Source organism: Candidatus Protochlamydia amoebophila UWE25 (assembly GCF_000011565.2).
Classification (GTDB): domain Bacteria; phylum Chlamydiota; class Chlamydiia; order Chlamydiales; family Parachlamydiaceae; genus Protochlamydia; species Protochlamydia amoebophila.
This window is the reverse complement of record NC_005861.2, coordinates 88,015-102,139: the sequence shown is the minus strand read 5'-3', so window position 1 is coordinate 102,139 and position 14,125 is coordinate 88,015. Positions and strand designations below refer to the sequence as shown.

General features: G+C 35.5%; 5 protein-coding genes and 1 pseudogene. All 6 read left to right on the top strand.

The window, feature by feature from the left end; genetic code table 11:
* Positions 1–126 precede the first annotated feature (126 nt).
* A complete protein-coding gene (locus PC_RS11910; RefSeq protein ID WP_011174605.1) occupies positions 127–636 on the top strand; it encodes a hypothetical protein in 510 nt (169 codons plus the stop codon).
* On the top strand, positions 596–3,511 hold the full coding sequence (locus PC_RS10785) for a CHAT domain-containing protein (RefSeq protein WP_011174604.1): 2,916 nt from the start codon (positions 596–598) through the stop codon (positions 3,509–3,511). Before PC_RS11910 ends, PC_RS10785 begins: the two co-directional genes overlap by 41 nt.
* Before the next feature lie 46 nt (positions 3,512–3,557).
* Positions 3,558–6,987, top strand: a pseudogene (locus PC_RS10780) (CHAT domain-containing protein).
* Positions 6,988–7,079: 92 nt separating this feature from the next.
* Positions 7,080–10,535, top strand: a complete 3,456-nt coding sequence (locus PC_RS00250; RefSeq protein WP_011174601.1) for a CHAT domain-containing protein — start codon at positions 7,080–7,082, stop codon at positions 10,533–10,535.
* Positions 10,536–11,350: 815 nt separating this feature from the next.
* Positions 11,351–12,403: a trypsin-like peptidase domain-containing protein gene (locus PC_RS00245; RefSeq protein ID WP_011174600.1), complete on the top strand. Its 1,053-nt coding sequence runs from the start codon at positions 11,351–11,353 to the stop codon at positions 12,401–12,403.
* 790 nt (positions 12,404–13,193) lie between these two features.
* Positions 13,194–14,051 (top strand): NSE2 family E3 SUMO-protein ligase, encoded by an 858-nt coding sequence (locus tag PC_RS00240; RefSeq protein ID WP_011174599.1) that lies wholly within the window; start codon positions 13,194–13,196, stop codon positions 14,049–14,051.
* Positions 14,052–14,125 lie beyond the last annotated feature (74 nt).

The window sequence follows — 14,125 nt, the reverse complement described above, 5'->3', positions numbered from 1 at the left end:
TTATTCAAATACTTATCTATACAAGAAAAAGTTTTAGTAGGTTCTACTGTTCAATTTGTACATTGACTATTTCTCTTTATAAAATAAAAATATTTTTAAAATTTTATTTACCTGATGAGTTGAGCTATGAATGTAAAGTCAATTGAATCTAGTACTTTTTTCTACTACCCTCCTCCTTTTTCCCAAAGTCCGCCCAAACTATCCACCTTAGATCATGTAAAAAGTTTAATCGAGGCCTATAACACAAAATTCGTTACGGAAGAGAATGTAATCATCAGTGCCAAATGGCTTCTCGAGGAGATAGGTCAATTAAAAGATATTGGTGTCAAGCGTGAATGCTTATGTCGCCTGCTAAAATTAGAGATTGAAGAGATACAAAATTTGATAGGGCAAGAACTAGCACCTCTTTTTGATTTTAAAACATTTTTGTATGATATTCAACATGATCAAGCTCAACAATTAGTTCATCTTGAAAAAATTGTCAGTGAAATCATGGAATCAAAGTTAAGCTTAAATGAACTTAATTTTCTGTTTCCTATCTGCATGATATACCAAGACATCCTAGAGCATCTATGGCTACTTTCCTATCTCGAATTTGGTAATCACTGCGCTAACCTACTTATTCAAAATAGCTAGCGAGGAAAAAATTGAACCGGTTACCCCAAAAAATATAGAAAAAGCCGTTCTAAGGCTTTTTCAGTCCTTACCTGAAGCTATTGCAAAAGAAATTGAGAAACAAAAACCTATCATTCATAAAACTGGAAAAATGTCTTCAAGGATTTTAGAAATCATGATACTAGTTTGCAGCGACCAAGGAGATTTTCCTCGCGCTATTTTTCATGCAGAAGTTTTTTTAGAATTTCTAAGACAGAAACGTCCTGAAATGTCCCAAAAGGAAAAATTAATTATTAGGATCATGCAGATTCATAGAAATCTTGCAGTCTGGAATCAAATTCTTGGACAGAATCAAATTGCTATTTTTCATGAAGGAGAAGCATTGAAGGCAGCGCAGGAACTACATAATTCTCCTGCAATAATTACTTGCTTAAAAAATATAGGCTGCCTTTACGTGAAGCAAGGAAAAAATGAACTTGCGCTTCCTTTTTATCAAGAAGCTCAAGCTATAGCGCAAACGCTACAAGATCCTAAAAGTGAAAGCAAAATTCTTACTGATCTTGCAGACGCTTATCTTTCCATCGATAAAAATGATGAGGCAATTTCATGTTTTCAGGCTGCATTGAATTTGGCAGAAAATAAATTTGAACAAGCATTAATTTGTATCGGGATCGGTAACGTCCATGCTAATGACCAATGCTATCAGCTGGCTAAAGAGGCTTATCAAAAGGCACTTCATTTTTGCCCACAAGACAACGTTTTTCTCGCAATAATAATTCATGAAAAATTCGCGAACTTTTTTGACAATTTTGGCCGATATGAAAAAGCTATTTCCCATGCTGAAAAAATTTTAGAGCTAATCCAACATCCATCAGTTCAAAAAAAGGAATCAAAAGCACTTGATAGTAAGCTAAGAGCGTTAACAATTCTTGGAAACATCTATGGTACGTTTGGAGATTATGCAAGAGAACTCGACTATCATACGCAAGCTTTAGAGATCAATGAGAAACCAAATTTTTTTTCACAGTCTTTGGAAATAACATACGGCAATCTTGGTAACGCGTATGGCAATGTGAAAAATTATTCTAAAAGTATAGACTACTATAATAAAGCATTAAGAATAACAAAAGATGTCACTTTGCGGGCCAAGATTTTTTTAAATATGGCGAATGTTTGGGGTGAACTTGGTAAGTTTGATAAGACAATTGAACTGTATGAAGAAGCTAATAAAATTGGTAATCTAGAGATAAAAAGACACAGTCTTCTTGGCCTAGGTGTATGTTATGATATCATGGGAAACAAAGAGCAGGCGATCCAATGCATTGAAAAATCTATTTGCTTATCTCAAGCATCAAAAGATCGCCTTAACGAAGCGGTAGGCTATCATAACTTAGCCGAATTATATACAAAGTTTGATCTTGGTTTAGCGGAGGAGAATTATCGAAAAAGCATCGCCATTTCTGCCGCATTACATCAAGAGCTTAAAAATCATCACCAGTGGCAGATCACTTTTTTTGAAGAGCAAGCAAAGACAATTTTAAGTCTGGAAATTCTTCTCCTAAAACAGAGCAAAAACGAGGAAGCTCTGCAGGTTACAGACTTTAGACGTTCCCGTGCCTTAGTATCCGCTTTGACAGAAAAATTCCCATTTCAAAAGATTGATTCTTTGACCTCTTCTGGACTCACAGCCCGAGAAATGCAAGCTCTAGCACAAAAGCTGAATACTTGCTTTATTGTTTATTCTCTTTCTCCTGAAGACATGAACAATATCACTGCTTGGGTTATTCCTTCGCAGGGCGAAATAACCTGCCAGCAACTGCCTCTTGAAATTTTGGGAGAAGATATTAAAGAAACGACTCATGTTTTCAAAAAATTCCCTTTTATTGTTGAGCCAACAGTTGCTAAAAGAAGACCTTTTCTGCGTCCGAAAAAAACCCGTAGTTCGGCTACGTATGCTTTTCTAAATGAGTTAACTCGAGGGGATCCCGATGAGAGTGCAAACTCTGCTGTTTTGCAATCTTTCAAAGAACGCCTTTCTTTGTGGTATGAAGCTCTCATTGCTCCACTTGAATCCTATCTCCCCAAAGATCCCCAGCAAGTCATCACCATTATTCCCAATGGATTTCTCGCTCAAATTCCCTTCGCTGCTTTTTTAGATAAAGAGGGAACCTATTTGATTGAAAAACATCCCATTTCCATTGCTCCTTCCGTGGGAATACTCAAATTATTAGACGAAATTCCTAAAGATTTCTCAGAAAATTCTCTCGTCATTGGCAACCCCACGACACCTCATTTAAAAGACAAGTTACCATTGGCGAAAAAAGAAGCTCAAACCATTGTCGCTCCCCTGCTTAAAACAATTCCAGAAAGAACTCTTTTACAAGACAGCGCTGTAGCCCAGCGCGTTTTAGAGGGGATGCGGGATGCACGCTGGATTCATCTTGCCTGTCATGGCTCGACAGGCGAAAAGCCCGAAGAAAAACTCGATCCCCATTCCGTTTTTGAAGGTCTTTTCAAGCTTGCTCCCGATAAAGAGCATATTCAAGGGTATCTTCATGCGCAAGAAATTGCGACGCTTAGACTGCGTACAGAACTGGTTTTCATGAGTGCCTGTTTCTCTGGTAGAGGCAAGCTTCACGAAGAAGGAAGCGTTGGTCCCGTCTGGTCCTTTCTTGCCGCCGGCGCTTTGTCAACAATCGCAACTTATTGGCGACTGCCGGACAGTGATCTAACGCTTCAAATGGTTGAGACGTTTTATCGCCATCTTTTAGGCATAGAAGTGGAAAAACTCAATAAGGCCCAAGCCTTGCAAAAATCCATGTTAATGGCTATTAGACAAGAACGTGAACAACCTCATCTATGGGGAGCTTTTTTCTTATCGGGACTACATGAATAAATAAGAGAAAAGAATTTTTAATATTTTATTTTTAAGGAATTAACCTATGCATGTAGAGTCAGTTAAATTTAGCACTCCCTATTATCTTCACTATCCTCATTTGTCCACGATATCCATATTAGATCATGTAAAAGGTTTAATTGAGGCATATAAAACAAAATCCAATCTAGAAGAGGATATATTCGTTAATGCCAAATTGCTTCTTAAAAAAGTAATTCAATTGGAAGATATGAGTGTCAAGCGTGAATGTTTCTGTCGTCTGCTAAATTTGGAGATAGAAGAGGTTCAAAATTTAATAGCAGAGGAGGTAATGCCCCTTTTCAATCACAAAACAATTTTGTACGATATTCAGCATGATCAAGCTCAACAGTTAATCGATCTTGAAGAAATCATCAGCGAAATCATGGGAGTAAAGTTAACATCCAACGAACTTAATTTTATGATTCCTATCTGCATGCTATATCAAAGTATACTAGAGCACCTTTGGTTGCTTCCCTATCTCGAATTTGGCGATCACTGCTCTCATCTACTTATTCAAAACAAGGACTCTATTCTAAGCCATATGGAACGCTGGAAAAACAGCCTTGATCAATTGGCTAAAGAAGAAAAAATTAGTCCATTGATTCCAAAAAATTTAGAAAAGTTTGTTTTAAGGCTTTTCGAACCATTACCTGAAACTGTCACAAAAGAAATTGAGGAACAAAAATCTGCCATTCATAAAAACGAAGAAATATCTTTAACACTTTTAGAAATCATAGCAGATTTTTACGGAAACCAACGCGATTTCCCTCTTGCCATTTTCTATGCAGAAATTCTTTTAAATCTTTTAATACAGGAACTTCCGAACACATCCCAGAAAGAAGAGTTTCTTGTTAAAATCATGCAGATGCATGGAAATCTTGCAGACTGGAATCATTTCCTTAGACGGTATTCAATGGCTATTGATCATAGTGAAAGGGTATTAAAAATAGCGGTCGAATTGAGTGATCATGATGCGATATTTATTTCTTTAAAAAAGTTAGGTTACCTTTACGTAGCGCAAGGACAACATGAGCTCGCGCTTTCTTTTTATCAAGAAGCTCTGACTATAGCGCAAACGTTACAAGATTCTGAAAGTGAAAAGCAGTTTCTTGGTGCCCTTGCAGAAGTTTATACTCACATAGGTAATAATGAAGAGGTGATTCGATGTTATCAAGCTACTCTAAAACTAGCAGAAGAAAAAACTGAACAAGCTTTAATCTACTCTGGGATCGGTGAAGCCCATGCTAGGGCCAAACAGTACAAAGAAGCAGAAGAAGCCTATGGACAAGCGCTTGAAATTCTTCCTCAAGGTAACAACCCACTTATGGCAATGATAGTTCATAAAAAATTAGCCACATTTTTTAAAAATTTTGGTCGATATGGAAAAGCTATTTACCATGCAGAAAAAATTTTAGAGCTAATCCAACGTCCGTCAGTTCAAGTAGATGAATTACAAGCACAAGAAAGTAAATTTTCTGCGTTAGTAATCCTTGGAAACATTTATGGTGCGCTTGGAGATCACGCGAGAAAAATCGATTATTGTACGCAAGCGGTAAAGTTCGCTGAAAAATCAGATGTTCGTTTAAACTACTTGGGAATAGCTTATGGCAACCTCGGCAGTGCCTATTGCGATGAAGAAAATTATTCTGAGGGCATAAAATATTATAACAAAGCATCAGAAATCTTAAAAGGTGACCTTAATCAAGCCATGTTTTTTAAAAACATTGGGCAGATTCTTTTTTCTTCCGGTAGGTTTTCTGAAGCAATTGAATATTATAGAGAAGCAAATAAGATTGGTAATCAAGATACGAAAAAAGACAGTCTCCTTGGCCTAGGCATATGTTATGATGCTCTGGGAAACAAAGAGCAGGCGATTCAATACCTTGAAAAATTTATTTGCTTATCTCAAGCCTCAGAAGATCGCTTTAACGAAGCGTTAGGTTATCATAATTTAGGGATAGTATATAAAGAGACTAATCCTGAGTTAGCAGAGGAAAATTATCACAAAAGCATCGCCATTTCTGCCGCATTACATCAAGAGCTTAAAAGTCATAGTCAGTGGCAGATTACTTTTTTTGAAGAGCAAGCAAAGACACTTTTAAGCTTGGAAAATCTTCTCCTAAAACAGGAGAAAACTGACGAAGCCTTGTAAATCACAGATTTTAGACGTTCGCGTGCCTTAGTCTCTACTCTTACAAAAAAAATTCAACTTCAAAAGGAAGATTTTTTAACTTCTGGAGTCACAATCCAGGAAATGCAAGCTCTTGCCCACAAAATGAACACTTGTTTTATTCTTTACTCATTTTCTTTCGAAAATACAGATGACATTGCCACTTGGATTATTCCTTCTCAAGGCGAAATCGTTTGTCAGCAGCTTTCTCTTGGAATTTTGACAGAAGAGGTCAAAGAAGCAGCGCAGGTTTTCAAAACGTTCCCTTTTATTGTTGAGCCAACAGTTGCTAAAAGAAGACCTTTTCTGCGTCCGAAAAAAACTCGTAGTTCTGCTACGTATAATGTTCCAGATGAGTTAACTCGAGGAGATCCCGATAAGAGTGCAACCTCTGCTGTTTTGCAATCTTTTAAAGAACGCCTTTCTCTCTGGTATGAAACTTTGATTGCTCCACTTGAATCTCATCTCCCCAAAGATCCACAACAAGTCGTGACGATTATTCCCGATGGTTTTCTCGCTCAAATTCCATTCGCTGCCTTTTTAGATAAAGAGGGAAAATATTTCATAGAAAAACATCCCATTTCCATTGCCCCCTCTATTGGCATACTCAAATTATTGGATGAAATTCCTAAAGATTTCTCAGAAAATTCTCTCGTGATTGGTAATCCCACAACACCTCATCCAAAAGATTCGTTACCATTTGCGGAAAAAGAAGCTCAAGCCATTGTCGCTCCTCTGCTTAAAACAACTCCGGAAAAAACTCTCTTACAAGACAGCGCTACAGTCCAGCGCGTTTTAGAGGGGATGCGAGATGCACGCTGGATTCATCTTGTTTGTCATGGTTCGACAGGCGAAAAGCCCGAAGAAAAGCTTGATCCTCATTCCGTTTTTGAAGGTCTTTTCAAGCTTGCTCCCGAACAAAAGAATCCTAATGGCTATCTTCATGCGCAAGAAATTGCGGTGCTTAGGCTGCGTACAGAGTTGGTTTTTATGAGTGCCTGTTTCTCTGGTAGAGGCAAGCTTCACGGGGAAGGAAGCGTTGGTCCCGTCTGGTCCTTTCTTGCCGCAGGCGCTTTGTCAACGGTCGCGACTTATTGGAGACTGCCAGATAGTGATCTAACCCTTCAAATGGTCGACACGTTCTATCGCCATCTTTTAGGCATTAGAAATGGAAAAGCTAAACAAAGCCCAAGCTTTGCAAAAAGCCATGATAATGGCTATTAGACAAAAACGTGAACAACCTCATCTATGGGGAGCTTTTTTCTTATCGGGACTACATGAATAAACAATTATAAATTGTTAGTTATTTATAGTTTGCTCATTTATCTTTATGAAATAAAAATATTTTTAACAATTATTTACCTGAAGGGTTGAGCTATGAATGTAAAGTCAACTGGATACAGTACTACTTATGATTCTCTTTTTTTCCAAAGTTCGCCAATCATATCCACTTTAGATCATGTAAAAGGTTTAATTGAAGCCTATAAAACAAGTTTCACTACCGAAAAAAACATCATTATCAGTGCCAAATTGCTCATTGAAAGGATAAGTCAATTAGAAGATATTAGTATCAAAAGGGAATGTTTCTGCCAACTGTTAAAATTAGAGATGGAAGAAATACAAAATTTGATACTACAAAAGATAGTGTCTCTTTTTGATTCGGAAACATTTTACTATGATATTCAGTACAATCAAGCTCAACAGTTAATTCATCTAGAAGAAATTGTTAGTGAAATCATCGAATCGAAATTAAATTTAGGCCAAGTTAATTTTCTATTTCCTATCTGTATGATTTATCAAGACATCTTAGAGCACCTGTGGCTGCTTCCCTATCTCGAATTTGGCAATCACTGTTCTAACCTACTTATTCAAAATAAGGACTCTATTCTTAGCAATATGAAGCGATGGGTAGCAAATCTTTATCAATTGGTTAGTGAAGAAAAAATCCAGCCATTTATCCCAAAAAATGTAGAAAAGTCTGTTCTAAGGCTTTTCGAAACTTTACCTGAAAGTGTTTTAGAAGATATAAATATGCAAAAATCTATCATTAATAAAGGCAGAGAAGTACCTGCAAATTTTTTAACAGTCATGGCAGAGTTTTACGGAAGCCAAGGTGATTTTCATCGCGCTATCCTTCATACCAAAGCTTTCTTAGAAATTTTTACACAAAAAATTCCGAAAAGGTCAGAAAAGAAAGAATCACTTGTTCGTATCATGGAACTTCATGGAAAACTTGCAGATTGGAATCAACTTATTGAACGGTATCCAATGGCTATTTTTCATGGCACTGAAGCATTGAAAGTAGCGCAAGAGTTACACGTTCCTTATGCAATAATTATTTGTTTAAAAAACATAGGCTCCCTTTACGTAGCGCAAGGACGAGGCGAGCTAGCACTTCCTTTTTATAAAAAAGCTCAATCTATCACGCAAATTCTAAAAGAACCTGAAGTTGAAAATCAGATTCTTGTTGAACTTACAAAAGTTTACCTTTCCATCGGTAAAAACGATGACGCGATTCAATGTTATCAAGTTGCATTAAATTTGACAGAAGAGAAATCCAAACAAGCTTTGATTTACACTGGGATCGGTCACATCCATGCTAACGCCCAAAACTATCCGCTAGCTAAAGAGGCATATCAAATTGCCCTCAAGATTATTCCTCGAGGCGAATTTATTAAAGAAATCCAAATTCATGGAGGCTTAGCGGAATTATTTAATAATATTGGTCCATATGAAGAAGCTATTTTCCATGCTGAAAAAACTTTAGAGCTAACACAGCATTTGTCAATTCAAATAGATGAAATACAAGCATTAGATAGTAAATTTAGGGCGTTAACAGCTCTTGGAAAGATTTATAATACTTTTGGAGATTATGAGAGAGGATTTAGTTATCATACGCAAGCTTTAAAAATCGCTAAAAAATTAAACTCTTTAAAAACTCCTGGGGAATTAGAATCATTTTTAGACTGCTTGGGAACAGTATATATGAATCTCGGTAGTGCTTGTAGCAATTTAAAAAATTATCCTGAGGGAATAAAATATTATATTGAAGCATTAAAAAAAGTAAAGAAGACCTCTACGCGAGGATTGATTGTATTAAATTTGGGAGAAATTTACTTCCTCGCTAGTATGTTTGATGAGGCACTTGAACAATATAAAGAAGCCAATGCGAGTGATAATCCCGAGGTAAAAAAATCCAGCTTCAATGGTTTAGGTCTATGCTATGATGCTATGGGAAACATAAAACAGGCGATTCAATGCTTTGAAAAATTTATTTGTTTATCTAAACAGTCAGAAGATCGCCGCAGTGAAGCGGCAGGTTATTATCACTTAGGGGAACTCTATAGGAAGACTGGTACTAGGCTAGCAGAAGAGAATTATCGAAAAAGCATCGACGTTTATGCTTTATTACATCGCGAACTTAAAAATCATAGCCAGTGGCAAATTACCTTTTTTGAATTACAAGCCAAGCCACTTTTAAGGCTAGAAAGCCTTTTATTAGAACAAGGTAAAACCGATAAATCTTTACAGATTACAGACTTTAGACGTTCCCGTGCCTTGGTCTCGGCTCTTACAGAGAAATTCAAGTGCCAAAAGGACGACTCATTATCTTCCGGAGTCACAGCTCGGGAAATGCAAGATCTAGCCCAAAAGCTGAACACTTGCTTAATCATCTATTCATTTCCTTTCGAGAGCACGGATAATATTGCTGTTTGGGTTATTCCTTCTCAAGGCGAAATAACCTGTCAGCAACTATCTCTTGGCAATTTAACAGAAGAGGTCAAAGAAGCAGCGCAGGTTTTCAAAACGTTCCCTTTTATTGTTGAGCCAACAGTTGCTAAAAGAAGAACTTTTATTCGTTCGAAAAAAACTCGTAGTTCTGCTACGTATAATGTTCCAGATGAGTTAACCCGAGGAGATCCCGATAAAAGTGCAACCTCTGCTGTTTTGCAATCTTTTAAAGAACGCCTTTCTCTCTGGTATGAAACTTTGATTGCTCCACTTGAATCTCATCTCCCCAAAGATCCCCAGCAGGTCGTCACCATTATTCCTGACGGATTTCTTGCTCAAATTCCCTTCGCTGCCTTTTTAGATAAAGAGGGAAAATATTTCATAGAAAAACATCCCATTTCCATTGCCCCCTCTATTGGCATACTCAAATTATTGGATGAAATTCCTAAAGATTTCTCAGAAAATTCTCTCGTGATTGGTAATCCCACAACACCTCATCCAAAAGATTCGTTACCATTGGCGGAAAAAGAAGCTCTAACCATTGTCGCTCCTCTCCTTGCAACAACGTCAGAAAAAACTCTTTTACAAGACAGCGCCACAGCCCAGCGCATTTTAGAGGGGATGCAGGATGCGCGCTGGATTCATCTTGCCTGTCATGGTTCGACAGGCGAAAAGCCCGAAGAAAAACTCGATCCCCATTCCGTTTTTGAAGGCCTTTTTAAGCTTTCTCCCGAACAAGAGAAACCTAATGGCTATCTCCATGCGCAAGAAATTGCAGCGCTTAGATTGCGTACAGAGCTAGTTTTTATGAGTGCTTGTTTCTCTGGTAGAGGCAAGCTTCACGGGGAAGGAAGCGTTGGTCCCGTTTGGTCTTTTCTTGCTGCAGGCGCTTTATCAACGGTCGCAACTTATTGGCGACTGCCGGATAGTGATCTGACACTTCAAATGGTCGACACATTTTATCGCCATCTTTTAGGAACAGGAGTGGAAAAGCTAAATAAGGCCCAAGCTTTGCAAAAAGCCATGTTAATGGCTATTAGACAAGAACGTGAACAACCTCATCTATGGGGAGCTTTTTTCTTATCGGGACTACATGAATAAAGAAAAAAGAAATTTTACGGTATTTTGTCTAAAAATTTTACAAACTTTAAGCAGAATTTACTAATCATTATCAAATTAGATAACGAATATACCAACTTATTTACCCAGAAAGCTTTCTGCTTTATGTGTGGAGATTTTTCTAATAAGATAAACGTTAAATGCTAACGAGGTCTTCGGAAAAACAGTACATTTAGAAATAAAAACTTTATATATTTTTTAATAAAAATACATACAGAAGAACAATGCTATTCTCGAATAGTTCTAAACTAATATTCGTTAAAGGAAACAGTATGGAAACAGACAACACAAACTAAAAATTAAAATTCCATTTTACATTGGTAAATCTATATTTCTAGCAGCCGTCTCTGCTATCTAAATAGTAACAATGAAAAATCTTTTACTGGATATGATTAATAATTTTTAAAATTTTTTTCAGTAATTTTCTTTAATTCCTTCTGCATTTTTTGCTTTATTGTTAAACTTTTTATTCGATAGCCTTTAGCTTTTATCTTGACCACTAAACTTAGTTTTTCTTTTTTATACTGTTAAGCGTAGTCTTCTTTCATCAAAATATTGATGGGATCCAAGGACCATTGAGCAATGGTTGCAAAATTAAGCCTATTTCCCATTTTAACATGTTAATTTTGTTTTGAAATGTCATATTTCTTTACTTTCACACATCATTCTTTTAACGTAAAAACGCCAAAATTTAACCTCAAAATATATTTAATGATTAAAAAATAAAAAGTGGTTAGCCATTGGATGTAATGATCTAAAATTAAATGACTTAAAATTTATCTAAGGGAAATATTTATATGATGCCAATTTCTGGTGGTGCACAATTTTATTCTATCTTTAACTCTAATGAAATTAACCGGGAAATAAGGATTTATGAATATCTACAGAACCAACGCTCCCCAATAATATATTTTGTAAAAAACCTTGGTGACGCAATCTATTCCATTGTAGGAATTCATGGTTCATTTAAGGGAAATTGTTTTGCTATAGCTCCAAATCTTCTATTGACATGTCGACATTGTTTGGAAGGAGAAATTGAAATTAGAGGAATTTTTGGACCAATAGAAGTTGTTTTTGATGGATCTAACTATGGGGTAGATTTCGCCATCTTATGGATAAAAGAAGGTCGATTCAAGCCAGTCATTTTAGATTTGAACACAGGCGTAGGAGATTCGGTTCAAATATATCGCAAGTTAGAAGGTTCATCTTTAAATATGTACGCGAGGTCTTTTACTCCTGTGAGTGGACCTTATACTATGCGAGAAAATTTAGCCTCTCCTCAAACAAGTCCTGAAGAATCGGGAGCTCCTAAAATGTTTCTACAGAATGGCTATGTCCATGCTATGCACCAGGGAAATAGTGAAGGGCTAACAATGAATGCACTTTACGCAATACTTGAACAAGCACAAAAAGGAGGCGACCGTAATGCTGACTACATACTTTCAAAAATTAAAGTAGTAGATTCAAGTTATTTAAATTGGTCACCCTTAACAGTAAAACCAGGAGATATGGAAGAGGAGAAGCTAAGGATAAACGGTCATGTAAAGTTTACTGATCCAATTAAAAAACAACTAGTCATTGCTAAGTTTTTTTATACAGAAATAGGCGAAGGGAAAGGCAATAGATGGATCAGGATTCACAAGGAAGGAGTAGCAGATTCTCAAATTACTTATGCGATTTCCCCTAATCCTCATTATAATGTAGCATACAATAAGGAAGGGCAGCCTGAGTTTTATCATATATTAACAAGGGTAATAGGAAATGATTATTTATTAAATAATGTTTATCCCACTCAAAGAATTATTAAAGTATTTAAAGAAAGTTTTACCCTTATCCAAGACGTTGGATGATTTTTAACCTAACTCAACTTATAAAATTAGATTTATTGGGTTTTCATTTGCTCCGCAAACGAGAACCTACATATTTACTCTTTATTCATAATTTTTTTATCAATTTTCTAAATATCATAAGTTAGTTACAGAGCTATCAGAAGCTTTTTTTTCCTATGCGACTTCAGCCACATAGCAGCTGATTTAATAAAAATCAGACTTACCATCTTTCCAGTCATCCAGTACTATTTAATTATATTTCTCAGCTCATTCATTATGCAAAAAATAAACTGAGTAAAATTTACAAAGAAAAAGATGAAAAAAAACACCCTTGAAAGCAATCGTTAGCAATTATTTGGAGACAGGTAAACTTTAAATAATTGTAATTTGCTGATTTTGTACTCTCCATATTTTACATGAAAAAATGAAAGTTTATAATTTTTGTAAAACATCATAATCATCGTTACAAAAATTCCAAAAAAACTAATTATTTCGTGTACTTTCTCCTCTTTCTTTTCATTTTAACATAAATTAAAAAACTGCAGTTAAGAGATATAATTTGATTAGACAATTGCCATCTATTTATCATTTTTTTAAAAAAAGATTGATAAAAAAAAGGGAAAGTTTTTGTATTGCTCATATAGATATCCTTTGATAACTATGAATAAGCAGTTATATAACAATTACTTTTCTAAATTAAATTTAAAGCTTTGTTGTTTATCTAGATTAAGTAAGGTAAAGCGTAATAAAATACGGTTTTTATCTCATTTCAGAGAAACATTTTATTTTAAATTTTATAGGAGTGTTAAATATGTCAATAAATTTAAATTCTTCAATGTGTAATCCCATTGATTCTTTAAATCAACCAAAAGAAGTTGTATGGGAAGAAAATGTATGTGAAATGAATAATTGTTCTCTTACTTCCGAGAATAAAATTTCTGTCATAGCCAAGAATATGCTTCCTGTTGAAGAAGAAGTAATTTTTACATCCTTTAATTGCCCTATTACTCTCAGCCCATTTGTAGATCCGGTTGTAGATGAATGTGGACATACATTTGAACAAGAAGCAATCATGCAAATTTATAACAGAGCAATTGCAAGAGGAACTCCATTTACATGTCCTATGGACCCTAGTAAAATTCTAGATGTGAACAAACTGGTTAAAAATTATAATTTAGCTAGTGCCCAAGAAGAAGTAGAAGAATTTACTAAAAAGTATACTTCTGAAAAAAAAACCTCCCTTGAGTTAATGAAAGAACTTATGCAAGAGCATAAAATAGAAAAGCGAGAGCATAAATTAGAGATACAAAAATTACTAGAAGATCATAAAAGTTTCTTAGAAGATTTTAGACCTCTTGCACGCGACGCAAAAGAATCTTTAAATACAAGTGCTAATATTTTAAACCAGTGTTCTATTCTTAAGGATAAAAATACCATTTTGGAGAAAAAAGTTAAGAATTTTGAGACAATGAGTGCAGCAGATAGACTATTTTCATACCTTTTTCCTCGTTATAACGATGCTATTTCCACAAGAAATATAACGCTTAAAGAACAAGAGCTTCTTAATAAATCTACGATAACTGATACAGAAATTGAAGCTGAAGGAAGAAAGTTAAAAGAACTAAAAAATAAGATAGAAAAATATTATCCACCAGTAGAGACAAAATAAAAATTTTTGTTTTGGTTAATCTAAATTTGAAAAAAATTTCAAATTTAGATTAACTCAAGCTTGTCCAAACCTTG

Coding starts and splice junctions, on each gene's coding strand:
- PC_RS11910 (WP_011174605.1), top strand. CDS start 127: ATGAATGTAAAGTCAATTGAATCTAGTACTTTTTTCTACTACCCTCCT.
- PC_RS00250 (WP_011174601.1), top strand. CDS start 7,080: ATGAATGTAAAGTCAACTGGATACAGTACTACTTATGATTCTCTTTTT.
- PC_RS00240 (WP_011174599.1), top strand. CDS start 13,194: ATGTCAATAAATTTAAATTCTTCAATGTGTAATCCCATTGATTCTTTA.
- PC_RS00245 (WP_011174600.1), top strand. CDS start 11,351: ATGATGCCAATTTCTGGTGGTGCACAATTTTATTCTATCTTTAACTCT.